Here is a 22,750-nt window from a genome sequence, read left to right on the forward strand (position 1 = left end):
ACCACATGCAAGCCTCGGGGGCGGCAATGGTACGAATCAGAAGAGCATGCGCGACTCTCGCGCTCGTCGGCGCAACGGTGGGTGTGGCGGCGGTCCCGGCCGGCGCCGCACAGGTCGCCACCCCGCGCTCCGTCACACAGGCCACGACGTGTCCGACCGGCTGGGGAAGCCTCGCCAAGACCGACGCCGGCGCCACGGTCGCCTCGGTGACTAACGTCAGGACCGGTCGTCACACCTGCTTCGACCGGATGGTCGTCGACGTGCCCGGCGCGGGCAGTGGCGTCGGCTACACCGTCCAGTACGTCGAGCGGCTCTACCAGGACGGCTCCGGCCGCCACATCCCCGTGGCCGGCGGCGCCGTCCTCGAGGTGCGGGTGGTCGCGCCCGCGTACGACCCGGAGACCGGCGCGGCCACGTACCCGGGCCGGGTGGCGCGCCCGCTGCCGGGAGTGGACCTCACCGGCTACCGCACCTTCCGGGACACCCGGTTCGCCGGCAGCTTCGAGGGCGACACCCAGATCGGCCTCGGCGTCCGTGCCCGGCTGCCCTTCCGGGTGCAGCAGCTGGACGACCGCGTCATCGTGGACGTCGCCCACAGCTGGACCGCCACGGGCTGACCGGACCACACCGCGCCCGGCTCCCCGGAGCCGGGCGCGCCGGTCTCAGCCGCCGCGCAACCGGCCCAGTTCCTCAAGGGTCCGCGCCGCCGCACCGGCCAGGCGGGGCCGGTTGCGGACGAAGCGACGGGCCGCCCGGGCGGGCTCCCGGCCCAGCCAGTGCACGGCTCCTCCCGGCACCGCCCGTACCACCGCTCCTTCGTACACGCGCAGGTCACGTGTCTTGAGCGACTCCTTGTAGCGGGCCGGACCGCTTCCCAGGTCAAGGGTCTCGACCCCGTCGGCCGCCGCGGCCTCCAGCATCTTCAACTGGAGCACGAGACCGGGGGAGTACTTGGCGTAGGCGCGGTCGTACGCCGGGAACCACCAGGACAGCACCGTGCGCGACCGCAGCCCGAAGTGCGCGGCCACGGGCCGGTCCGCGGCGTACAGCACGGACAGCACCCCGCGGCACTCCGGTTCCTCGCTCTCCCCGAGCAGTTCCACCAGCCGGGTGATCCACTCCTGGGCGAACCGGTCCCGCCGGCCGGTCCGCCGGTACTGTGCCGACTTCCACTCCATGAGCGCCCGCAGCGCACCGGCGTCCCGGGCGTCGTACACGAAGCGCACCTCGCCGACCTGCCGGACCAGCTTGCGCTCCTTGGCCAGGGTCTGTCTGAGGAAACCCGGCGACTGTGCCCGCAGTCGCCGCGTGTACGCCTCGAACCCCTCGCCGATGTCGACGACCGGGGAGGCGAGCTCCTCGGCCGCGTGCGGCACGAACGCACCCTGACCGGCTTCGAGGTTGTCGAACTCGAAGGACGACAGCCCGCAGACCCGTAACAGCCGGCGAGCGTCCAGCCGGATCCCGGGACGCAGCACGGCCCCCTGGCTGTCGGACACCCCCAGTCCGATGGCCCGGCCCCGTCCCAGCACCCCGGCCTCGTACGGGAAGAACCCCACCGGGGAACCGTCGTCCTGCAACACCGCCACTCTCGCCCCCCGCCTGACCTGTCCCACCGCCACGGTGAACGCGGGGTCGAGAAAGGGATTCGCGGGGGCGCCGGACTCCGTCCGGATCTCGCGCCACATCTTCTGGCCGTTCGGGCCGAGTTCGTCCGGCCTCAGAACGAGAACGCGCTTTCCAGGCAACTCTGCCTCCTGTGTCTTCGGCATGGGGGACACACGAAGGCCTGCACATCACCGGGTACCGGCACCAGGCAGCACCCGGGCCGCACGGCGCAGGCCCTTGTCGGTACTGCCGTCACTCAGCAGCGGAACGTCTGCAACCGGGCAGCGCTCGGGGCGGAACGGACCGTTCCCGGACATGGGCCGGCTCCTGTCGCACGGAGGTGCGTACGCGCCTGGCCCACCACGGCCGCCCCGGTCACCGCCGGGTTCACTCCGGCCGCACCCGCGGCCCGTGGCGTCCGCGCCGCGAGCCGCGGCCCGGATGACTGCCTTTCACAGGGACACGGCTCTTCGGCCCCTGCGGCCCGGGCGCTCGAAGCCGCGCCCGACTCTGTCGCGTCCACCGCCGCCGTGACCGCCACGGCCGGGCGCCCGTCGCCCACGAGTGCGGGGACGGCGAGTTGCAGCAACAGCAGACAGACCACCAGGCCCACCGCCGCCGCCCAACGTCGCCGCACCATCAGACCCCAGACATGCGTTCCGGCGGGGGAGTGCAAAGTGGACTCGACCCCCAGGGCCGGCACCGGACCAGACCCCCGACACGGCCGGCTGCGCCTTCCAGTAGGCCGAGCCCGGCTCCGCCTCGTCAAGCCCTGGTGTGACGATTCGTCCCACTGGGCCGCTTGCCGCCGGAAATCGAACGGAAAGCGCTGCCGTCCGGCGGGTGCTCAGCCGCCGACGCTCAGCACCTCGCCCGGCTTCGGCGCCCGCAGGTTCAGCGGCTCGTCGAATCCGCTGAACGACGTGGTGGTGTGCTGCGCGGCGCTCTTGTACACCGTCTTCAGCAGATACGGCTCGCCCTCCTCGGCCACGTAAAAGGTGTACGTCCCTTCCTTGTCCGCCTTGTCGGTCACGATCAGCTCGACGGCCTTCGTGCCCTCGACGCGGGTCGAGTCGCCCTTCCTCGCCGTGCCGAACGAGTCGAAGGGCCGTTTGCAGGAGGTGAGTCCGTCGCCTCCCGAAGAGGCCGGGTCCACGGGCGTCTTCACCCACAGCCTCTGCTCGCCGGTGACGCCCGGGTTGTTCTTCCACTTCTGCAGGTAGGCGCGGTTCGGACGGACGTAGTCGGTCTTGTCCAGACGGATCTGCTCCAGGGCGCCACCGCCGGACCAGGTCGTCTTGGACCTGCACCGGCCGTCCAGATCGGTCACGAGGTGGCTGGTGACCGTGCCGCCACGCGTGGTGCGGTTGGTGATGTCGACGGTGACGGAGTCGAGCTCGCGCATCGTCGCGTTGGCCTCGTCGAGGATGTCGCCGGCGGATCCGTCCTCGCCGGAGCCGCCGGCTCCGCACCCGGCCAGGGCCGCGCTCGCCAGCAGGCAGAGCGCGGTCGTCGTCACGGTGGCCATGGCCCGCACGGAGCCCCCCTGTTGTTCGTGTCGGCCGGTGATCAGCAGAGGAGCCTACCTGCTCGCCTCGGCGCCAGGTCTCGTGGACCGGCTCGACTTCCGCTTCATCGTGTGCCGGCCACCTCGTCGCCGGGAGACGAGCGCGCATGCCGATACCGATGCGCCCCGGCGCGCGGAACCGCTCCCAAGAGGCCGCGTACGCTACCGATGGCTCCGCCCTCGGGGATCTTCACGTCTGACGTGCCCGGCGGCAGGGGAGCCGTCCAGGACGGCAGTGGCAGAGCCGACGCGTCGGCGGGCACCATGGTCACGGCCGGGCGCGGTCTCGGGAGTCCGCCCGCGCCGCTTCGAGCGGAGGGACGACATGGGATCGGCGATGGACGAACGGTTTCACCGCCGGCAGAGATGGGCCGCCAGGGGCGCCCTGGCCGCGGCCGCTCTGGCGGCCTTGCTGCCGCTCGTCTCCGGCGGTCTGCGAGGGCTGCTCCTCCTTGTGGCGGGCCTCGCGGGTCTCGCCCTGACCGCTGCGGCGCTCTGGTGGGTCCTGTCCCGGCGGGGAGCTGTCCGCATCGCGTCGGCCGCGCTGGCCGTCGTCGCGCCCGTCGGCCTCATCACCCTCTTCGCCACCGCGAATCTGCTCTGGGTGGTCTTCTTGTCCCTGCTCCTGTGGTGCGGGGCGGTCTGGAGCGGCCGCTACGCCCTGCGCAGCACGGGCCTGCGGTCCGTACGGGTCAAGGAATACCGCACACCACCGCCGCTGCACCCCTTCCTGCTGCTCAACCCGCGCTCCGGCGGCGGCAAGGTCGAAAAGTTCAACCTGCAGGAGAAGGCCGAGTCGCTGGGCGCCCGGGTCGTCCTGCTCGACCCGGCCCGGCAGCAGGACGTCACCGCACTGGCCAAAGCCGCCGTGGCCGACGGAGCGGACCTCCTGGGCGTCGCGGGCGGTGACGGTACCCAGGCGCTGGTCGCCGCCGTCGCCGCGGAACACGGCCTGCCGTTCCTCGTCATCGCCGCCGGTACGCGCAACCACTTCGCCATGGACCTGGGCCTGGACCGGGACGACCCCGCCACCTGCCTCGATGCCCTCACCGACGGCGTGGAACTCCGCGTCGATCTCGGGTTCGCCGACGACCGCCCGTTCGTCAACAACGCCTCGTTCGGCGTGTACGGGGCCGTCGTCCAGAGCCCCGGCTACCGCGAGGACAAGGTGGGCGCGGCCCTGGAACGACTGCCCGACCTGCTCACCCGGCAGAGCGGTCCGCGGCTGACGGCCACCGCCGACGGCGTCACGGTCGCCGGTCCGCAGGCGATCCTGGTCAGCAACAACGCCTACCGCATGGACGACCCCTTCGGCTTCGGCCGGCGCGAGCGGCTCAACTCCGGGCGGCTGGGGGTGCTGGCCGTCCGTGTGGACAGTGCCGTGGAAGCGGCCGAACTCCTGTTGTCCCCGCGCCCGGAGGGACTCACCGTGCTCACCGCCCAGCGCGTCGTCGTCGACGCCGACGAACCGCAGCTGGAGGTCGGCCTCGACGGCGAGGCGCTCACCATGGCCGCCCCCGTCCACTGCCGCATCGCACGTCGCGCCCTGCGCGTCCGGGTGCCGCGCAACCGTCCCGGAGTCCCCGAGGCGCCCCCGCGTCTCGACTGGCGCCGGCTGCGCAAGCTGGCGGCCGCGGTCGGCCGCACCGCCGTGCCCGCCCGTTCCCGGCGCACCTGAGCGCCGATACGGCCGTCACGCGCGAGGTCCCCCGTGCGATGCGGCACGGGGGACCTCGCACGGTGCGCCGTCGGTCACGCCTCCTTCGGCCCGGCCTGCTGCACCACCTCGAAGGACCACAGGGTCGAGCCGCTGGCCGCGGGCTTCGGTCGTTCGCCGCCCTCGCCGCCGCCCTGGTGCGCGGACTTCATCGGCCCCTCCATCCAGGCCTGGAACGACTCCTCGTCACGCCACCGGGTGTAGACGAGGTAGGTGTCGGTGCCCTCCACCGGGCGGAGCAGCTCGAACCACTCGAACCCGTCGGAATTCTCCACGGCGTGCGCGCGGGAGGCGAACCGCTTCTCCAGCGTCTCCCGCTGCTCGGCGGGCACGGTCAGCACGTTGATCTTGACTACGCTCATGGGCCCATCTTGCCCGATGGCACATGTGTGCAGGGTGAGCCCTGCCTGTTCCCAGTGTTTTGAACGCGTTCAAATATGGGTTAGGGTCGCTCTCACACGTCGAGGGGAGACCTTCATGAAGTTCGTGATACCCGGTGGCACCGGACAGGTCGGCACGGTCCTGAAGCGCGCGCTGAGCGCGGCCGGACATGAGGTCGTGGTGCTCAGCAGGCACCCCTCCGGGCCCGGTGAAGTGCACTGGGACGGCACGACCCCGGGGCCCTGGGTGGCCGAGATCGACGGCAGCGATGTCGTGGTCAACCTGGCCGGCCGGAGCGTGAACTGCCGCTACACGCCCGCCAACCTCCGGCAGATGATGGACTCACGGGTCCACTCCGCCCGGGTCGTGGGCGAGGCGATCGCCGCGGCGGGCCGGCCGCCCCGGGTCTGGCTGCAGATGAGCACGGCGACCGTGTACGCCCACCGCTTCGTCGCGGCCAACGACGAGGCCACCGGCGTGATCGGCGGCACCGAACCCGATGTCCCCGGCTACTGGGGGTACAGCGTCGACATCGCCAAGGCCTGGGAGCGGGAGCAGGAAAGGGCCGGCACCCCGCACACCCGGAAGGTGGCCCTGCGCGCCGCCATGGTGATGAGTCCGGACCGCGGCGGCGTCTTCGACGTCCTGCTGCGGATGGCCCGGCTCGGCCTCGGCGGCCCCGTGGGCGGTGGTGCCCAGTACGTGTCCTGGATCCACGACCGGGACTTCGCCCGGGCGGTCGAGTTCCTCGTCGCCCGGGACGACATCGGGGGCCCGGTCAATCTCGCCGCTCCAGGGCCCCTGCCGCAGCGCGCCTTCATGCGTGACCTGCGCGCCGCGTGGGGCGTCCCGGTGGGCCTGCCCGCGACGCGCTGGATGGCGGAGATCGGCGCGTTCGTCCTGCGCTCGGACACCGAACTGCTGCTCAAGAGCCGCCGGGTCGTCCCCGGCCGCCTGCTCGAAGCGGGCTTCGCCTTCGGTCACCCCGAATGGCCGACGGCCGCGGAGGACCTCGTACGACGCCTCCGCGGCCCGGCAGTCGGCTGACCTCGGGTCAGCTCTGCCTCTTGCCCTGCTCCAGGGCCTTGCCGGTCATGTCGGTGACCTGCCCGGCCGGCGGCTCGTCCGCCTCCACCTCGGTACCGAAGTCGGTGAAGTCCATGACCGTGCGCACCGTGACCTTCTCGGGCGCCGACGAGGCGTCGGCCGAGGACCGCTGCGTCGCCTCCGGGGTCTTGATGGTCATGTCGATCTGCTGACGGCGCATCCGGCCCTCGTCGTCCAGCCAGACGTCCATCGGCAGGGTCGGACCGACCTGCTTGCGCAGGGTGTCGCCATTGGGCAGTTCGACGACGTCGACGGAGACGCGGTAGTGCGTGGTCTTCACGCCGTCGATCGTGGCCGTGCCCTTCTTGGTCACGTCCTTGTCGGTGATCGCCTTGGCGTACGCCGCGGACTGCGCCGGATCACTCATGGACCGGTCGTCCGCGCCCTGCTGTGCGGCGACCTTCCCCAGGTCGATCCTGATCCAGGGCTTGCCGCCGGGCGTCTGCCCCTTGGGCAGCTTCTGGTAGAGGACCTGGTCGATCACCCGTTGCTCGATCTGCTGCCCCTGCACCGTGAGCGTCATGACGCTGTCGCCGTCGTCCAGGTCCACCGCGCCCTGCCCGTTCGCGGTCTGCGAGGCGCCCTGGGCCGAGGTCTGCACCCGCAGCTTCACCTTGGCGGTGTCCTCCTCGGCCGTCCTGTCGTAGGCCGACCGCACCGCCTGCGTGCCCTGCTCCTGGGTGCCGGCGCTCGACCCCGCCGAGGTGCCCCGCGCGCCGTCGCCGGAGTCGTCGCCGCAGCCGACGACCAGCACCGTGCCCGCCAGGACCCCGGCGACGCCTAAGGCACAGACCCGCCTGCCGTTTCCCGCCCTGCCCATCGAATCAGCTCCCCTCTCAGGTGCGTGTGGTGCGAACCCAAGTGCCCAGTCCGGGCATGAACACACCTGTGTGTGCGAGGAGTTGGATACCGGGAGGAATGGGGGACCTCCGTCAGCGGCGGCCCTTGAGCTTGCCGAGCAGACGCTGGGCCTGGGCCCGCTTGCGGGGGTCGGCCGCGGCCCGCCGTGCCTGATCCGCGGCCCGCCGCCCCTGAGGACTCCGGGCGAACTGCTTGAGGCGATCCAGCATTCCGGCCATGACGCACCTTCCTTCCAGTAGTGATGTCGCTTGCCTGTAGTGCGCCTACCCCCTCGGCGAGGTGCTCAGGCACACCCCCGCCCGGTCGGTGCGCGCCCGAATGTGTTTGCCGCCGGAGTCAGAGGCAAGTCGGTGTCCATGACTGAAGAGAACAAGCGCACGAATCAGAAGCCGACCACCGTACGGACCGCCGAGTCCAAGGCCCGCAGCACGGCGGACAAGGCCACCGCGCCGGCGTCCCAGGCGGCGAAGGGCGCCGCGGGCAAGGCCGGTGAGGCGGCGTCAGCCGCCAAGTCCGGCGCGGCGCGCTCCGCCGAGACGGCGAAGGCGGCCGCGCAGACGGCGGCCAAGGGCGTCGAGGCGGGCCGCCAGGCGGTCGTCACGGCCTCCGGCCACGTCGCCACCACCGCGAAGACGGCCTGGACGGTCATCGCCCACCGCAAGCTCGTGGCCGCGGGCGTCGGAGCGGGCCTGACCGCCCTGAGTGCGGCTTCCTACGCTGTCGGACGCCGCACGGAACGCGGCGCGCACGGCCCCCTCACCCGGCTCACCGGCGGGCGGATCTGAGCACGGCCGGCGCGATGAACGTGCCGGCACGAGGGGAGCGGGCGGCGCTACGGGCCACCGGATGTCCCGGCGGTCCGTAGCGCCGCCTCCTCGTGCCCGGCGCCGCTCCCCCTCTCGCGTGGTCTGGCGCACATCCGTCCCTCACCGGGGTGCCCCCCTCGCGCGCCACCGCTGTGACGAGGAAGGATGAGACCGCAAGCGAAGGATCAACCCATGCGGAGGAGCGGGCCCATGCAGCACGAGCGAGCGGGAAGTCCGGCCGGACCCGAGGATCTCGTCGACGTCGCTCGGCTGGTCACCGCGTACTACGCGCTCCGTCCCGACCTGGACGACCCGGGGCAGCGCGTCACGTTCGGGACCTCCGGACACCGCGGATCGTCACTGGCGGCCGCGTTCAACGACGACCACATCGCCGCGACCAGCCAGGCCATCTGCGAGTACCGCGCCGGCCAGGGCATCGACGGCCCCCTCTTCCTCGGCGCCGACACGCACGCCCTGTCGGAGCCCGCGCGCGTCACCGCCCTGGAGGTGTTCGCCGCCAACGAGGTGACCGTACTGATCGACGACGCGGACGGCTACACCCCCACCCCGGCCGTCTCGCACGCCATCCTCACCCACAACCGGGGCCGCACCACCGGCCTCGCGGACGGCGTCGTCGTCACGCCCTCCCACAACCCGCCCGCCGACGGCGGATTCAAGTACAACCCGCCCAGCGGAGGCCCCGCCGCCTCCGACGCGACCTCCTGGATCCAGGACCGGGCGAACGAGATCATCCGGGGCGGCCTGAAGGACGTACGGCGTGTCCCCCACGCCCGCGCCCTCGCAGCCCCCACCACCGGCCGCTACGACTTCCTCGGCACCTACGTCGCCGACCTGCCCGGCGTGCTCGACCTGGACGCGATCCGCGCGGCCGGCGTCCGTATCGGAGCCGACCCGCTCGGCGGAGCGTCGGTCGCCTACTGGGGCCGCATCGCCGAACAGCACGGCCTCGACCTCACCGTGGTCAACCCGCAGACCGACCCCACCTGGCGGTTCATGACGCTGGACTGGGACGGCAAGATCCGCATGGACTGCTCGTCGCCGTACGCGATGGCCTCGCTCATCGAGCAGCGCGACCGCTTCCAGATCGCCACCGGCAACGACGCCGACGCCGACCGGCACGGCATCGTCACTCCGGACGCCGGCCTCATGAACCCCAACCACTACCTGGCCGTCGCCATCTCCTACCTCTACGCCCACCGCGACCGCTGGCCGGCCACCACCGGCATCGGCAAGACCCTGGTCTCCTCCGCCATGATCGACCGGGTCGCCGCCGACCTGGGGCGCGAGCTGGTCGAGGTGCCCGTCGGCTTCAAGTGGTTCGTGGACGGCCTGGCGGGCGGCACCATCGGCTTCGGTGGGGAGGAGTCGGCCGGGGCGTCCTTCCTGCGCAGGGACGGTTCCGTCTGGACCACCGACAAGGACGGCATCCTGCTCGCGCTGCTCGCCTCCGAGATCACGGCGGTCACAGGAAAGACCCCCTCCGAGCACTACGCGGCGCTGACCGCCCGCTTCGGCGAACCGGCGTACGCGCGCATCGACGCCCCCGCGTCCCGCGAGCAGAAGGCCCTGCTCGCCAAACTCTCCCCGGCCCAGGTCAGTGCCGACATTCTGGCCGGCGACGCGGTCACCGCGGTGCTCACCGAGGCCCCCGGTAACGGCGCGGCCATCGGCGGCATCAAGGTGACCACGGACAACGCCTGGTTCGCGGCCCGGCCCTCGGGCACCGAGGACGTATACAAGATCTACGCCGAGTCGTTCCTCGGTCCCGACCACCTCGGCCGGGTCCAGGAGGAGGCCAAGTCCGTGGTGCTGGCGGCCCTGTCCGGCTGACCCCGAGCACACCACAGCCCGGGCCGCCCTCAGGTGGCCCGGGCTGTGGCGTGCCCCGGTTGCGCAGGCTGCGGGCGGGCAGAACGACATGTGCCGCCGAGGCCATCGTGTCTCGTCGGAGATGAAGGCGGCGAGCGTCTCGACGTCACCGGGCTCGGCGCCCTGCGGCCACGGAACCCAGGCCGTCGGCGGGCACGGACTGCGTTTCGGGTGAGATCGTGGTCACCGCGGAACCGTACCGGCGCCCCGCGAGACACCCGGCCCCACCGTTATCCGACTGGACCAGCCCCCGCCGGGCTCCCCACACGAACGAGGGGGCTCACACACCCGGTGTGCCCGCGATACAGGACACTGGGTGAAGATCCGACCGGGAAGGACCGACACGTGATCATCTTCGGCACCAAGGGATACCTGTACCAGCTGGCGATACTGACGCTGGTGTGCGGCCAGTGCGGAAACCCCGCCGCTCACACGCTCAGGAAGCGCGTCACGAAGTTCACCCTGTTCTTCGTGCCACTGTTCCCGATCTCGACGAAGTACCTGACTCAGTGCACCTTCTGCGGCGCGGAACAGAAGGTGACCGAGGAGCAGGCGAAGCAGCTGCAGACCCAGAGCACGAACGGCCCGAGCGGCCAGGCACAGGGGCAGCCGCAGCAGCACGACCGGTTCTGACGTCCCAGGGGGCTTCTGACGGATCTCCGTGGAAGAAGGAGCGACGCCCTCCAGGTCTGACCGCTCCGGGACGCGCCTCGATGCCGGCCGCCGGCCCATGCCCGCGGTCGGCACTTCGGCGGGCGTCGAAGCGTCCCGCCCGTAGCGTCCTGAGCCATGACGACCGACACCCACCTCGTGATCCAGCCGAGCATCCTCTATTTCGGCACGCCCGTGGTCCTGCTGACCACGGAGAACGCCGACGGCACCGCCAATCTCGCCCCGATCTCCTCCGCGTGGTCCTTGGGGCAGCACCTCGTCCTCGGTCTGGGCGGCGAGAGCCAGACCGTGCGCAATCTCGCGGAGCGCCCGGAGCTCGTGGTCAACGTCGCTTCGCCGGAGCTGTGGGAACACGTGGAACGCCTCGCACCGCTCACCGGAGCCGACCCGGTGCCGGAGGCCAAACGGCCCGTCTACCGGCATGAGCGGGACAAATTCGCCGCGGCCGGGCTCACCCCGGCCGCCGCCGACCTCGTGAAGCCGCCGCGAGTCGCCGAGTGTGCCCTGCAGTTGGAGGCCCGGGTCCGCGCGCTGACATCGGGCGGAGCGGGTCTCTTCGTCAGTGTCGAGTGCGAGGTCTTGCGCGTCCACGCCGCCGAGCGGATCGTCGTGCCCGGCACCCAGCACATCGACCCCGCCCTCTGGAGCCCGCTCATCTACAACTTCCGCCACTACCACGGCCTGGCCCCCGAGCTCGGCCACGGCTTCCGCTCGGAAACGGCGGGGGCCGCCGCCCCCGCGGCCTGAGCGGTACCCGCGCGGGCACTGATCGCATTCCGATGTGGCAACCGGAGCATCTCGGGTACCCGGCCTTCGCGGGCCCGGACCTGTGTGGGCCGATGGGCCTCCTGCAGTCGATCGGTGAATACGGAGGCATTCAGATGAGCACCATCAGGGAAACCGTGGAAGTCGACGTCCCCGTCCACACCGCCTACAACCAGTGGACGCAGTTCGAGGAGTTCCCGAACTTCATGGAGGGCGTCGAGGAGGTCAGGCAACTGGACGACCGCCACAACCACTGGACCACCAAGATCGCCGGGGTAAAGCGCGAGTTCGACACCGAGATCGTCGACCAGCTGGCCGACGAGCGGGTCACGTGGCGCACGACCAGCGGAGACACCCACCAGAGGGGCTCCGTCCGCTTCGAGCGCCTGGACGACACCCACACCAGGGTGGAGCTCGTGCTGGAAGTCGAGCCCAGCGGAGCAGTGGAGAAGGCCGGGGACATGATGGGCACGATCGACCGCCGGGTAAAGGGCGACATGAGGCGCTTCAAGCAGTACATCGAAGAGCGCGGAATCGAATCCGGCGCATGGCGCGGCCGCGTTCAGCCGGGCGGCCTCAGCGGCTCCGGCCCCATCCTCTGACACCAGCCGCGCACTCTCCGAACCCGGCCTCCACGGTGAGGCCGGGTTCTTCCGTGCCCGCATGACCCGCTTCGATCGATGAGGGCGTGAAGTTTCGGCCAACGTCATGACATGCACCTGTCCATATCGGCCTCCTGGTGGCACGCTGCCCCCTGACCGTCCGCAGTGACACCCCTGCCTGACCGGGTGGACCGGCTTCCCGCCGCCCGGCCCTCACAGCAGAAGGAGACCGCGTGATAGGCCGACCCCGCAGCCCTCGCTCGTCCGGCGGCAGCACCCGCGTCCGCCGCTCCGTCCTCGGCGCGCTCGCCGGCGTCGCCGCGCTCCTGGCGACCGGCGTCACCGCCGCACCGGCGAGCGCCGCACCCGACCCCGGTGTGATGACCCTCTCGGCGCAGGAACGCGCCCTGGCCTTCTGGACCCCGCAGCGGATGCGCGAGGCCACCCCGCTGGACCTCCTCACCATTGACCGTTCCGACGTACGGTCGCCGGCACCCCGCGAGGGCAAGGCAACGGTCGTGGCCCCCAGCGCGCCCGCCTCCGCCGTGGGCCCCCTGGCCTTCCCGCACGGCGGCGGACCCTGGTCCGGCGGGGGAGCGGTGGCCAAGACCGCGGGACGGGTGTTCTTCAGCTACCAGGGCCGCACCGCCTCCTGCTCCGGCAACGCCGTCACCAGCGCCAACAAGAGCACCGTGATCACCGCGGGCCACTGTGTGAAGATGGAGGGCGCCTGGCACACCAACTGGGTCTTCGTGCCCGGCTACCACGACGGGCAGCGCCCGTACGGCACCTGGACCGCGTCCAAGACCCTGTCCACGCCGCAGTGGACGGCCAGTGAGGACATCAACTACGACATCGGCGCCGCCGTCGTCGCCCCGCTGGACGGGAAGAAGCTGACCGACGTCGTCGGCGGCCAGGGTCTGGCCTTCAACACCGGCTACAACAAGGCCATGTACTCCTTCGGCTTCCCGGCCGCGGCGCCGTACGACGGTGAGCAGTTCATCTACTGCAGCGGCACCACCACCCGCGACTTCCTGCTGTCCAAGGACCACGGTCTGACCTGCAACATGACCGGCGGCTCCAGCGGAGGACCCTGGTTCACCCAGTTCAGCGAGGCCACCGGGACCGGCCTGCAGTCCTCGGTGAACAGCTTCAAGTACAACTTCCTGCCGAACGCCATGTACGGCCCGTACTTCGGCGCGGACGCCCAGAACCTGTACCAGAGCGCCCAGTCGTCCTGAACACCCCCCGACCGGGAGCCGGGTCCTCCACCACCACGCCGTGGCTGAGGACCCGGCTCCCGGTCCGTTCGGTGACGCGACGTGCGCAACCCCCGGACGCGGGCAACCTTCGCGTCCCCCGGCGGTCTACCTCTCCGGGGGTGGCCATGGGGGCGGACCATCACATCGCCTTCTTCCTGCGGGAGTCGGCGCAGCCGGACCCGGAGCGGCGCGCCGCGGCGCTGAAGGGACTGGGGAGGGCCGGCCGGGCCGAGCACGCCCGCGTACTCGCCGAAGCGGCCGACGACCCCGCCCCCTGCGTGCGCGCGGCCGCCGCCCACGGGCCGGCTCGCCATCCCCGAGGCCGGCGAAGAGGTGCTGCCCCCGCTGATGGGCGACGCTGATCCGAACGTACGGCGCAGGGCCTCGATCGCCGCGACCCGACTGGGACTCCACGGACGGTCACCGGGGCCTTCGCCCGGTTGCTGTCCGACCCGGATCACCACGTCCGGATCAACGCCCTGGACGGGCTGGCGGCCCTGGGCGTGCCCGGGGATGCCACCGCCCTGGCCGCCCTGCTCGGCGACCCGCACTACGCCGTGTGGGGACGGGCCCGGACCCTGCTGTACACCTGCGGAGAGGACCCGGCCGTACAGGCGGAACTGCTCCGCGTCCGGCGAGGTCCTGGCCGCCGCGCTGTCCCTGCTCGACGGCGACCACCCGGCCGACGAGCACACCCGCCACGACCTGCGGCGCTTCCTGCGGAGCCTCGACGACCCACACGAACCGGCCCGCTACGAAGCCGTCCTCGGACTCCAGCGCTGGGCGGACGCCACGGGCACGCTCCCACCGGACGAGACGGACAACGCCCGCCGCCGGCTGACCGCCCTCACCGAGGACGTCTCCCCATGACTGCGCCAGGCCGCCACCCGCCTCCTCGGCACACCCGACACCGGCCCGCCGTGAACGGAACCGGCCGGAGAACACCCACACCGGCGATTTTCGTCCACGTGCGGTCATACACCGCGTGCCCCCCGCCCGGCCGGTCCACACTGGACCCATGCGTGTGGTGATCATGACGGCTGGATCGCGCGGCGACGTCGCGCCCTTCACCGGGCTGGGCGCGGGGCTGGTGCGGAGCGGGCACGAGGTCACGCTGGCCACCCACGCCCTGTTCGAACCGCTGACAGCCGGTTCGGGGGTGCGTTTCCATCCGACCCCGGTCGACCCGTATGCCGTGTCCCACTCCGACCGCGGCCGCGACCTGCACGCCAGCACCACGGGCCTCGGCAAGCTGCTGCGTGTGGCGTCGATGGCCCGGGCCGCGGCCGAGGAGATGACCGACGCCCTGGTCCAGGCGGCCCATGGCGCGGACGTCGTCCTGGCCGCCGGAGCCGTGGCACCGCTGGGCCGCGCCATCGCAGAGGGACTCGATCTGCCCAGCCTCGGCCTGTTCCTCCAACCCCAGCACCCGACGCGCGAGTTCGGCGCGCCCATGCTCGGCGGACGCTCGCTCGGCACGGTGGGCAACCACCTGGGCGGACGGGCCGTCACCTCCGCAGTCGACCGAATCTTCACGCAGGCCGTGCACCGGCTGCGCACCCGGCACGGCATGACGCTGCGCGGCCCCTCCGCCGGCCGCCGGGCCCACGAACGAGCCCGCTGGCCCGTGCTGCACGGATTCAGCGAACGGGTGGTGCCCCGTCCGAAGGACTGGCGCCCCGGGCTGGAGATCGCCGGCTACTGGTGGCCGCACGACACCCGTACGCTGCCCGGTGAGCTGGAGGATTTCCTGGCCGCCGGACCCCCGCCGGTGTTCGTCGGCCTGGGCAGTGCGACGGTGCCGGACCCCGGGCACCTCAGCGCCGAGATCGTGCGTGCGCTGCGGGCGGCAGGGCTGCGCGGCATCATCCAGCAGGGCTGGGCGGGCCTCGCCGCTCGCGACGACGATGACGTGATCACCGTGGGCGACGTGCCGCATGCCCTGCTGTTCCCCCGCACGGCCGCCGTCGTCCACCATGCCGGAGCCGGCACCACCGCCGCCGTGCTGCGCGCGGGCACCCCCACGATTCCGGTGCCGGTGCAGTTCGACGGCGGTTTCTGGGCCGCGCGCCTGGTCGCCCTGGGGACGGCCCCGTGCGCCGTCCCTCTGCGGCGCCTCACCGCGGGGGCGCTGGCCCCCGCCCTGCGTCGCGCCACGGGCGACCCTCACCACCACGGCCGCGCCCGGGAGTTGGCCCGCGGCCTGGCCGAGGAGGACGGTGTGGCGCCGATCCTGGCCGCGCTGGACCGGCTCACGTCGTGACTGCTCTGCCCTGACGCGACGGCTTCACGCGGGGAAGGCGGTGGTGCAGCCCCATCGCCACGGGAGCCGCGGTGAACACCGAGGAGTACGTCCCGACGGCGAGCCCGATGAGAAGCGCCAGGGCGAAGTCCGTGAGTGAGGAACCGCCCAGCACCGCGAGGGCGGTGAGCATGAACGCCGCGCCCATGCCCGTGTTCACCGTGCGGGGCAGGGTCTGCAGGATCGCCTGGTTCACGATGCCGGGGAACGGCGACCCGGGGCCGCGCCGCTCCAGTTCCCTGACGCGGTCGAAGAGGACGACGGAGTCGTTGACGGAGTAGCCGATGACGGTGAGAAGGGCTGCCAGGAACACCCCGTCCACGGGCTTGCCCAGCCAGGCGAAGACCCCGAGGAGCATGACCACGTCGTGGGCGAGGGCGATCACCGCGGCGGAGCCCAGCACCCAGCGGAAGCGTGCCGCGAGGTAGACGAACTGTGCCCCCAGGGCGACGGCGAGCGCGATCAGCGCCCCTTGGCGCAGTTCCTTGCCGAGGCTGGGGCCGATCAGTTCGTCGCGGACCTTGTCCGCCCGGCCGGCGACGTCGCGCAGCGCGCCGGTGACCTCCGCCTCTTCGGCGTCGGTCAGCGGATCGGTACGCACCGTCAGACCCGTGTCGCCGGAGGACTGCACGACCGCGTGGGGGAACCCGGTGTCGGCGAGGGCGGTCCGGACCCGGCCGGGATCGACGGGGCCGCTGGTGGAGTATTCGATGAGGCGGCCTCCGGTGAACTCCACACCGAGGTCGACGCCGCGCACCACGAGGCCTGAGCCGGCCAGCACGAGCACGGCCGCGGAGGTGGCCAGCCAGCGGCGCGGGCGGCGCAACAGCAGGGGGTTGCGACGGGTGAGGCGGTCGCGGACCGCACCGGTGGTGGCGATGCCGGTGAGACGGGGGCGGCGGCGGACGCCCGGCCGGCTCGCGGCGAGCTCGGCGAGCACGCGGCTGACGACCAGGGCGCTGAACATGGATGCGAGCACACCGATGCCGAGCGTCACGCCGAAGCCGCGCACGGGTCCGGAGGCGAGGAAGAACAGCAGAGCGGCCGCGATCAGCGTGGTGATGTTGGAATCGGCGATCGCGCTGAAGGCGTTGCGGAAGCCGGCCGCGAGCGCCGAGCGGATGCTGGGCCTGCGACGCCCGGCGTACTCCTCGCGCGCCCGCTCGAAGACCAGCACGTTGGCGTCCACGGCCATGCCGATGGCCAGGACGAATCCGGCCAGGCCCGGCAGGGTCAGGGTGGCTCCGAGGGCGGCCAGGGCGGCGTAGGAGACCAGGCCGTAGCAGGCCAGGGCGAGGGCGGCCAGGACGCCCAGCAGCCGGTAGACGGCGATGATGAACAGCGAGGTCAGGGCCGTGCCGATGGCCGCCGCCCAGGCACTGGCGGTGATGGCCTGCGCGCCGAGGGTGGGGCCGACGGTGCGCTGCTCGACGGTCTCGACGGGCACGGGCAGGGCCCCGCCGTTGATGAGCAGGGAGAGTTCGCGGGCCTCCTCCGGGCTGAAGGAGCCCGTGATCTGGGTGGCGCCGTCGCGGATGCCGGCCCCGCAGGCGATGGACGGGTCGACCTGCGGGGAGGAGATGACCTTGTCGTCGAGGACGATGGCGACGCGTCGTGCCGGTTCGCCGGGTGCCTGGCAGGCGGCCTCGCCGGTCAGGCGGGCCCAGCCGGCCCGGCCCGCGCCCTCGAAGCCGACGGTGACGTGCCATCCGGCGCCGCCCTGCTGATCGAACCGGGCGGCGGCCTCCTTGACGTCCTCGCCGGTCAGGGACGCCGACCCGAGGCGCAGTGGCGTTCCGGACTCGTCGGGCAGGAGGCGCTCCCCGGGCCGTTTCGGCGGCTGCCGGGAGGTGCCGGCACCGTCGTCCGTGGTGCCGAGCACGGGGTGGAAGGTGAGCTGCGCGGTTCGGCCCAGGACGTCGGCGGCCTTCTTCGGGTCCTGCACACCGGGCAGTTCGACGATGATCCGGTGGTCGCCGGAGCGCACCAGGGTGGGTTCGGCGACGCCGAGCGCGTCGACGCGGCCGCGCAGCACCTCCAGGGTGCGGTCGGTGGCCGCGCTGTCGGCGTCGGCCGTGGGGGTGGAGCGGGTCTCGAGCACGATCTGCGTACCGCCGCGCAGGTCCAGTCCGAGCCGGAGGGGCACGGTGACTGCGACGAACAGGGACAGGGCGAGCACGGTGAGGGCGAGCAGCGCCCTCACACGCAGGGAACGGTTCAACGGGAGCCTCCGGCAGGCATGCCTCGGCAGCGGCCGTCGTGGGCCGCGGCGGGGCGAGTCGGGATGTGCGGGGAACGGGGCGTCAGGTGCCGGAGAACACCGGGGGCGCCCGCCCCTGGTCCTGGGCCGCGTGTGGCTGTGAGGAGGGCACGTGGCCGGGCGGAGGCTCGTACAGGCCCGGAAGCCGGCACGGGGCGGCGTCTGCGCTCTGCCCGAAGGTGCCGAGGTGTCCGCGCGGGCCCGGGTGCTCGCTGTGCTGCTCAAGGCGGGTGGCCGCCCGGACGACGCGGGCGGTGTCGCATCCGTCGCCGGCGCGCGCCCCGTCGTGCCGGTGGCAGTCCGCCGCCGAGGTCACACCGGCCACCGCCCATGACGCGCCGGGCGGCGGGCCGGAGATGCCGAGGGTGGCCAGTACGGCCAGCACGACGGCTGCCAGCACCGCGGCGGCGGGTGAGCGGGGCCGGGCGGTGCTGGTGACAGGCGCTGTACGCGCGGTGTGGTGCACCGCCCCCCTCTCGTCTTGGCGTCGGGCCGGGCACGCTCCCGGTCGGGAGGCGGGCGGCCGGTGGGTCAGGGTTCGATCAGTCCGGCGCGGATGGCGTAGCGGGTGAGGTCGAGACGGTCGCGCAGACCGAGTTTCTGCAGCAGGTTGGCGCGGTGACGCTGGACGGTCTTGACGCTGATGAACAGCAGGTCGGCGATCTCCTTGGACGAGTGGCCCTCGGCGACCAGTTTGAGGACCTCCTCCTCGCGGGGGGTGAGTATCTGGTCAGGAGCTTCCTCGCCGTGGCGGGCCCGGTCAAGGTAGTTGCGGATCAGGGCGGCCACCGCGCCGGGATACAGGAAGGGCTCGTCCCGCATCGCGGCCCGGCAGGCGGCGACCAGATCCCGGTCGGCGACCGACTTCAGCACATACCCGCTCGCGCCGGCCTTCAATGCCTGGAAGAAGTACTGCTCGTTGTCGTGCATGGTGAGCATCAGGATCCGCAGTCCCGGTCTGAGAGCGGCCAGTTCGCGGGCGGCCTGCAGACCGGTCAGCCGCGGCATGGCGATGTCGAGCACGGCCAGGTCGGCGTCGTGGGTGCGGGCCAGCTCGATGGCCTCGGCCCCGTCACCGGCCTCGGCGACCACTTCGAGGTCCGGTTGCTGGTCGAGGATGAGCCGCACACCGCGGCGGACCAGAGCGTGGTCGTCGGCGAGCAGGATGCGGATCGTGCTTGATTCCGCCGGGGGAGTGGCCGTGTCGGGCATGGTCAGGGCTGCTTCCTTGCAAGGGGCGCGATGAGCTGGACTCGGGTGCCGGCCCGGGGCGCAGGGGTGATCTCGAGGCTGCCCCCGACGAGCAGGGCCCGCTCACGCATTCCGCGGATGCCGGCGCCTTCGCGGGGTGCCTCGATGCCGCTGCCGTCGTCGGTCACCGTCAGTACCACGCCGTCGCCGGTGCGGCGCAGGGCGACGGTGACCCGCTCGGCGTCCGCATGGCGGGCGACGTTGGTCAGCGACTCCTGGGCGACGCGGTAGAGGACCAGCTCCGTCTCCGGCGCCAGAGCGGGCAGGTCGGCGTCGAAGCGGCGCGTCACCAGCAGCCTGGTATGGGTGGCGAAGTCCTCGCTGAGCGAGGTCAGGGCGCTCACCAGGCCCAGGTCATCCAGGACCCCGGGCCGCAGCCGGCGTACCAGACGACGCACCTCGTCCAGGCTCTCCCGGGTGATCTCCTGCAATTCCTGCAACTCCTCGCGCTGCGGCCCCGGTGCGTCGTCCGCGGAGCGCTTGAGCCCCAGCAGGATCGCGGTCATGCTCTGGCCGACCTCGTCGTGCAGCTCCTGAGCGATGCGCCGGCGTTCCGCCTCCTGGGCCAGCAGGGCCCGGGCGCTGCTGGCCACCCTCTCCTGCTCCAGCCGTTCCAGCATCGCGTTGAACGTACGGATCAGCTCGGCTACTTCGCCGCGGCCGGAGGCGGGCAGGCGCTGCCCGGGGCGCAGCAGGTCCACGGTGGTCATCAGCTTGGTGACCCGGTCCAGCGGGGCCAGGCCGAGCCGCAGCAGCGCGGCGTTCGCGACGAGCATGACGCCCAGACCACCCAGCAGGATGACCGCTTCGGTCAGCAGCACCGGCACGGAGACGGTCACCGGAGCCAGCAGCAACAGTGCCGTGGCCGTACCCAGCACCACGGCGTTGAGTGCGAAGATCCGCCAGAACAACGACACCGCCCCTGCGCCTCCCCTTCCACGAACTCGGTCTCACCTCCACTGTCGGGCATCGCGGAGCCCACCGCGTTCGCGGGCGCTTGAGCAAGCCTGCGGCCAGGCTGCCCCTTCCCGCGTGTCCCGTCCATGGGAGCCAACCCCCATTTCCCCGGGCACGCACCACCCATGGCGCGGCCGCATGGGTCCCCCGCCCCGGTGGAAATGGGGCCCGCGCCCGATAGGTATCCGCCGCGGGCCGGACCAGGGTGGAGCACACACGACCACCCGGCAGCGGACGGGCGGCCCCGGCAACGTCGCCGGGGCCGCCCGCCGCGCGGGACCGACCCGCGCATCTGCCGTATGCCGCCGAGAAGGGGACCGACCATGTCGCTCGATGTCACCCGGGCCGAGCCCCACCCGCACGAGGCCTGCCGGCGCCTGGAACATGCCCGCACGTCGCGGCTGGCGCAGCTGCGCGCCCTCGACGAGACCGAGCGCAGCCCGGACGATCATCTGCTGTCCGCGCAGAAGACCGCGATGGAGCGGGTCCTCGAAGAGATCGAGGAAGCCTTCACCCGCATCGACGAGGGCACCTACGGACTGTGCGTGGGCTGCGGGAAGCCCGTCCCCGCGGAACGGCTCGAGATCCTGCCCTACACCGGCCACTGCGTCGCCTGCCGGCGCCGCGTGGCCTGACCCCGCCCGTACCGACCTCCTACGCCCTGCCGCAAAGGGGTGACGTGGTGAACCACCAGATCATCGACGAGAGCACGACGCACCTGTCGGCCGAGGACCTCGCGGCGCTGCGCGAGAACCTCCACGAACAGCGCCTGTTCCGCCAGGAGCAACTGCGCCTGCTCGCCGGACCGGTCACCTCCCGGACCGAGGACCGGCTCCGGCAGCGGGCCGCCGCGCAGATCGAGGTCCGCGTCAAACTCGCCGCCTCCGCCCGCATGGTCCTCGCCGACGTCGAAGCAGCCCTCATCCGCATGAACGAGGGCTCGTACGGCACCTGCCACCTGTGCCGGCGCCCGGTCCAGCGGGAACGGCTCATGATCGTGCCGCAGGCCCGCTACTGCGCCCGCTGCCAGCAGGTCAAGGAGGCACGGCCATGACCGGGACCCGGGACCTGCCGGGCGATGCGGCCCGGCACCGGCCGTGGCCCATGTGCCGGCGCTGCTGCGGCATCGCCCTGGACATGGGCAGCGCCCGCACCCGCGTCTGGCTCGCCGGCCAGGGCACGGTCGTCGACGTGCCCACGGTCACCTTCTCCGGGGCCGGCGCGGTCCACCCCGTCCAGCGCGGCACCATCATCGACACCCCGGGGTGTTCCCGGATGCTGCAACGCCTGCTCGGCGACCGGCTGCCCCTTCTCACCCGCCCCATGGTCATCGTCGCCACGCCCGTCCTGGACGGCATCGCCTACCGCACCCGGGCGCGGGCCGCCGTTCAGGTGCTGCGGCCGCGCAGCGTCCTGACCGTCCCCAGTGCCCGGAGCATCGCCCTGGCCGCGGACGCGGACATGTCCCGGCCGCTGATCGTGGTGGACATCGGCGCCCACCTCACCGAGGTGGTGCTGCTGTGCGACGGCGCCGTCACCGACGCGCACCGTACGGCCGTGGGCACCGGCGATCTCGATGAGACGACCGCGCCCGAACAGATCGTCGACGCGGTGCTCGCGATGCTGACCGCGATCCGCCGCCACGACCGCGCCCCGCTCACCGCCGGTGCCCTGCGGCGCGGCATCCTCCTGGCCGGTGGCGGAGCCCTGCGTCCCGAGATCACCTCTCCCCTCACGGCTCGCCTGAGAGCACCGCCGCGGATCGTCCCGGCCCCGCACACCGCGGCCGTCCGCGGCGCCGCCAGATTCCTGCACGCCGCCCACACCCACCCCTCGGCCTCCGCAGCCCTCCCGCCGGCCGCCCCTCCTCGGACAACGCCACGCTCACCCGGTCGGCTCTTCATCTGGAAGCGGCCGGGTTCGTGGTAAACAGGGGCCGCTGAACAGGTCATACCCTCGATCCATCATGTGCGCCCTGTCCTGTCGAACTCGTTGCCGAGGAGGACTCCTGATGCGCAGCGTGACCTATTCGATGAACGTCTCCCTTGACGGCTACATCGTCGGGCCCGACGGCGAGTTCGACTGGACGGCGCCCGACGAGGAGGTCTTCCGCTTCTGGATCGACGAGATTCGCGAGGTCGGTGTCCACCTGCTGGGGCGACGGCTGTACGAGACGATGCTCTATTGGGAGGCCGCCGACCAGAATGCCTCATTCGACGACTCGATGCTCGAGTGGGCCGCGCTCTGGAATCCGCTCCCGAAGGTGGTGTTCTCCACGACGCTGTCGGCGGTGCGGGGCCATGCCCGCCTGGCCTCGGGCGGCCCGGCGGAGGAGATCGAGCGGCTGCGTGCCGAGCCGGGGGAGGGGGACATCGCGATCGGCGGCGCGACTCTCGCCGCCGAGGTGGCGGCGGCGGGCCTGATCGACGAGTACCGGGCCGTGGTCTACCCGGTGCTGGTCGGCGGTGGCATTCCGTTCTTTCCCCGAAGCGAGCGCCGGGTGGATCTCGAACTCGTCGAGACCCGCCCCTTCGGCTCGGGAGTCGTCTACCTCCGTTACCGCGTGACGCGCTGAAGGGTCAGCCCTCACCTCCCCAGCGGCAGCCTCTGTGGGGGAAATCTCGCTCGCCGGAAGATCCCCAGGTCGGCGGCGGTGCCGCCGGCCCTGTTCGCCCCCGAACGGCCGCTCCACCTGGTGTACCGAAGCGCCCAAATCTAGCCTCGTACTAGGATTTCCGGCTT

General features: G+C 72.2%; 24 protein-coding genes. 15 read left to right on the plus strand and 9 right to left on the minus strand.

Features of this window, described 5'->3' with window-relative positions; all coding sequences use genetic code 11:
* Nucleotides 1-26 precede the first annotated feature (26 nt).
* Entirely contained in the window at nucleotides 27-617 is a 591-nt protein-coding gene (locus IO24_RS0126545; RefSeq protein ID WP_031139681.1) for an AMIN-like domain-containing (lipo)protein, read from the plus strand.
* 45 nt (nucleotides 618-662) lie between these two features.
* Here the strand turns inward: IO24_RS0126545 and IO24_RS0126550 are convergent, their stop codons facing one another.
* Nucleotides 663-1,772, minus strand: coding sequence for a GNAT family N-acetyltransferase (locus IO24_RS0126550; RefSeq protein WP_045296553.1), 1,110 nt, complete (start codon nucleotides 1,770-1,772; stop codon nucleotides 663-665).
* A 683-nt stretch (nucleotides 1,773-2,455) separates the two neighbouring features.
* Nucleotides 2,456-3,136, minus strand: a complete 681-nt coding sequence (locus tag IO24_RS0126555) for a hypothetical protein (protein ID WP_031139685.1) — start codon at nucleotides 3,134-3,136, stop codon at nucleotides 2,456-2,458.
* A gap of 364 nt (nucleotides 3,137-3,500) precedes the next feature.
* Here IO24_RS0126555 and IO24_RS0126560 point away from each other — a divergent pair, with 364 nt between their 5' ends.
* On the plus strand, nucleotides 3,501-4,853 hold the full coding sequence (locus IO24_RS0126560) for a diacylglycerol/lipid kinase family protein (RefSeq protein WP_031139687.1): 1,353 nt from the start codon (nucleotides 3,501-3,503) through the stop codon (nucleotides 4,851-4,853).
* A gap of 74 nt (nucleotides 4,854-4,927) precedes the next feature.
* Here IO24_RS0126560 and IO24_RS0126565 read toward each other — a convergent pair whose 3' ends face one another.
* Entirely contained in the window at nucleotides 4,928-5,254 is a 327-nt protein-coding gene (locus tag IO24_RS0126565; RefSeq protein WP_031113632.1) for an antibiotic biosynthesis monooxygenase family protein, read from the minus strand.
* A gap of 115 nt (nucleotides 5,255-5,369) precedes the next feature.
* Here IO24_RS0126565 and IO24_RS0126570 point away from each other — a divergent pair, with 115 nt between their 5' ends.
* Entirely contained in the window at nucleotides 5,370-6,320 is a 951-nt protein-coding gene (locus IO24_RS0126570) for a DUF1731 domain-containing protein (RefSeq protein ID WP_031139690.1), read from the plus strand.
* A gap of 7 nt (nucleotides 6,321-6,327) precedes the next feature.
* Here IO24_RS0126570 and IO24_RS0126575 read toward each other — a convergent pair whose 3' ends face one another.
* Entirely contained in the window at nucleotides 6,328-7,200 is an 873-nt protein-coding gene (locus IO24_RS0126575; protein ID WP_031139692.1) for an SCO4651 family lipoprotein, read from the minus strand.
* 112 nt (nucleotides 7,201-7,312) lie between these two features.
* Complete coding sequence (locus IO24_RS45755) at nucleotides 7,313-7,459, minus strand: hypothetical protein (RefSeq protein WP_167551640.1); 147 nt, start codon at nucleotides 7,457-7,459, stop codon at nucleotides 7,313-7,315.
* 138 nt (nucleotides 7,460-7,597) lie between these two features.
* Between IO24_RS45755 and IO24_RS0126585 the strand changes: the two genes are divergently transcribed.
* The 8 genes from IO24_RS0126585 to IO24_RS0126620 all read left to right on the plus strand — a co-directional run bounded on the left by IO24_RS0126585 (nucleotide 7,598) and on the right by IO24_RS0126620 (nucleotide 15,501).
* A complete protein-coding gene (locus IO24_RS0126585; protein ID WP_199808863.1) occupies nucleotides 7,598-8,026 on the plus strand; it encodes a hypothetical protein in 429 nt (142 codons plus the stop codon).
* A gap of 231 nt (nucleotides 8,027-8,257) precedes the next feature.
* Entirely contained in the window at nucleotides 8,258-9,898 is a 1,641-nt protein-coding gene (pgm, locus tag IO24_RS0126590; RefSeq protein WP_031139696.1) for a phosphoglucomutase (alpha-D-glucose-1,6-bisphosphate-dependent), read from the plus strand.
* 384 nt (nucleotides 9,899-10,282) lie between these two features.
* The gene (locus IO24_RS0126595; RefSeq protein WP_031139698.1) at nucleotides 10,283-10,570 is read left to right on the plus strand and encodes a zinc-ribbon domain-containing protein; all 288 of its coding nucleotides are present in this window, start codon (nucleotides 10,283-10,285) and stop codon (nucleotides 10,568-10,570) included.
* Between the two features lie 156 nt (nucleotides 10,571-10,726).
* Complete coding sequence (locus tag IO24_RS0126600; protein ID WP_031139700.1) at nucleotides 10,727-11,356, plus strand: flavin reductase family protein; 630 nt, start codon at nucleotides 10,727-10,729, stop codon at nucleotides 11,354-11,356.
* A 134-nt stretch (nucleotides 11,357-11,490) separates the two neighbouring features.
* On the plus strand, nucleotides 11,491-11,976 hold the full coding sequence (locus IO24_RS0126605) for an SRPBCC family protein (RefSeq protein WP_031139703.1): 486 nt from the start codon (nucleotides 11,491-11,493) through the stop codon (nucleotides 11,974-11,976).
* A gap of 233 nt (nucleotides 11,977-12,209) precedes the next feature.
* Nucleotides 12,210-13,217: a trypsin-like serine peptidase gene (locus IO24_RS0126610; RefSeq protein WP_031139704.1), complete on the plus strand. Its 1,008-nt coding sequence runs from the start codon at nucleotides 12,210-12,212 to the stop codon at nucleotides 13,215-13,217.
* Nucleotides 13,218-13,751: 534 nt separating this feature from the next.
* Nucleotides 13,752-14,108: a hypothetical protein gene (locus IO24_RS46680; protein ID WP_031139706.1), complete on the plus strand. Its 357-nt coding sequence runs from the start codon at nucleotides 13,752-13,754 to the stop codon at nucleotides 14,106-14,108.
* Between the two features lie 148 nt (nucleotides 14,109-14,256).
* Nucleotides 14,257-15,501: a glycosyltransferase gene (locus IO24_RS0126620; RefSeq protein WP_031139708.1), complete on the plus strand. Its 1,245-nt coding sequence runs from the start codon at nucleotides 14,257-14,259 to the stop codon at nucleotides 15,499-15,501.
* Here the strand turns inward: IO24_RS0126620 and secD are convergent.
* From secD to IO24_RS0126640, 4 genes are all read right to left on the minus strand, one after another.
* Nucleotides 15,491-17,761 carry a protein translocase subunit SecD gene (secD, locus tag IO24_RS0126625; RefSeq protein WP_031139710.1) on the minus strand — a complete coding sequence of 757 codons (2,271 nt, stop codon included), beginning with the start codon at nucleotides 17,759-17,761 and terminating at the stop codon, nucleotides 15,491-15,493. The two genes, IO24_RS0126620 and secD, sit on opposite strands and share 11 nt — an antisense overlap.
* Nucleotides 17,762-17,843: 82 nt before the next feature.
* Nucleotides 17,844-18,266, minus strand: a complete 423-nt coding sequence (locus tag IO24_RS0126630; protein WP_031139711.1) for a hypothetical protein — start codon at nucleotides 18,264-18,266, stop codon at nucleotides 17,844-17,846.
* Between the two features lie 65 nt (nucleotides 18,267-18,331).
* Nucleotides 18,332-19,012, minus strand: a complete 681-nt coding sequence (locus IO24_RS0126635; protein WP_031139713.1) for a response regulator — start codon at nucleotides 19,010-19,012, stop codon at nucleotides 18,332-18,334.
* Between the two features lie 2 nt (nucleotides 19,013-19,014).
* The gene (locus IO24_RS0126640) at nucleotides 19,015-19,968 is read right to left on the minus strand and encodes a HAMP domain-containing sensor histidine kinase (RefSeq protein ID WP_031139715.1); all 954 of its coding nucleotides are present in this window, start codon (nucleotides 19,966-19,968) and stop codon (nucleotides 19,015-19,017) included.
* A gap of 363 nt (nucleotides 19,969-20,331) precedes the next feature.
* Between IO24_RS0126640 and IO24_RS0126645 the strand changes: the two genes are divergently transcribed.
* The 4 genes from IO24_RS0126645 to IO24_RS0126660 all read left to right on the plus strand — a co-directional run bounded on the left by IO24_RS0126645 (nucleotide 20,332) and on the right by IO24_RS0126660 (nucleotide 22,583).
* Nucleotides 20,332-20,643, plus strand: coding sequence for a TraR/DksA C4-type zinc finger protein (locus tag IO24_RS0126645; RefSeq protein ID WP_031139717.1), 312 nt, complete (start codon nucleotides 20,332-20,334; stop codon nucleotides 20,641-20,643).
* 44 nt (nucleotides 20,644-20,687) lie between these two features.
* Nucleotides 20,688-21,062, plus strand: a complete 375-nt coding sequence (locus IO24_RS0126650; RefSeq protein ID WP_031139719.1) for a TraR/DksA family transcriptional regulator — start codon at nucleotides 20,688-20,690, stop codon at nucleotides 21,060-21,062.
* Nucleotides 21,059-21,937 (plus strand): rod shape-determining protein, encoded by an 879-nt coding sequence (locus IO24_RS0126655; protein ID WP_045296557.1) that lies wholly within the window; start codon nucleotides 21,059-21,061, stop codon nucleotides 21,935-21,937. Before IO24_RS0126650 ends, IO24_RS0126655 begins: the two co-directional genes overlap by 4 nt.
* A gap of 82 nt (nucleotides 21,938-22,019) precedes the next feature.
* Nucleotides 22,020-22,583, plus strand: a complete 564-nt coding sequence (locus tag IO24_RS0126660) for a dihydrofolate reductase family protein (protein ID WP_031139724.1) — start codon at nucleotides 22,020-22,022, stop codon at nucleotides 22,581-22,583.
* The last annotated feature ends 167 nt before the right edge of the window (nucleotides 22,584-22,750 follow it).

The organism is Streptomyces flavovariabilis, from assembly GCF_000725785.1.
GTDB classification, from domain to species: domain Bacteria; phylum Actinomycetota; class Actinomycetes; order Streptomycetales; family Streptomycetaceae; genus Streptomyces; species Streptomyces hawaiiensis.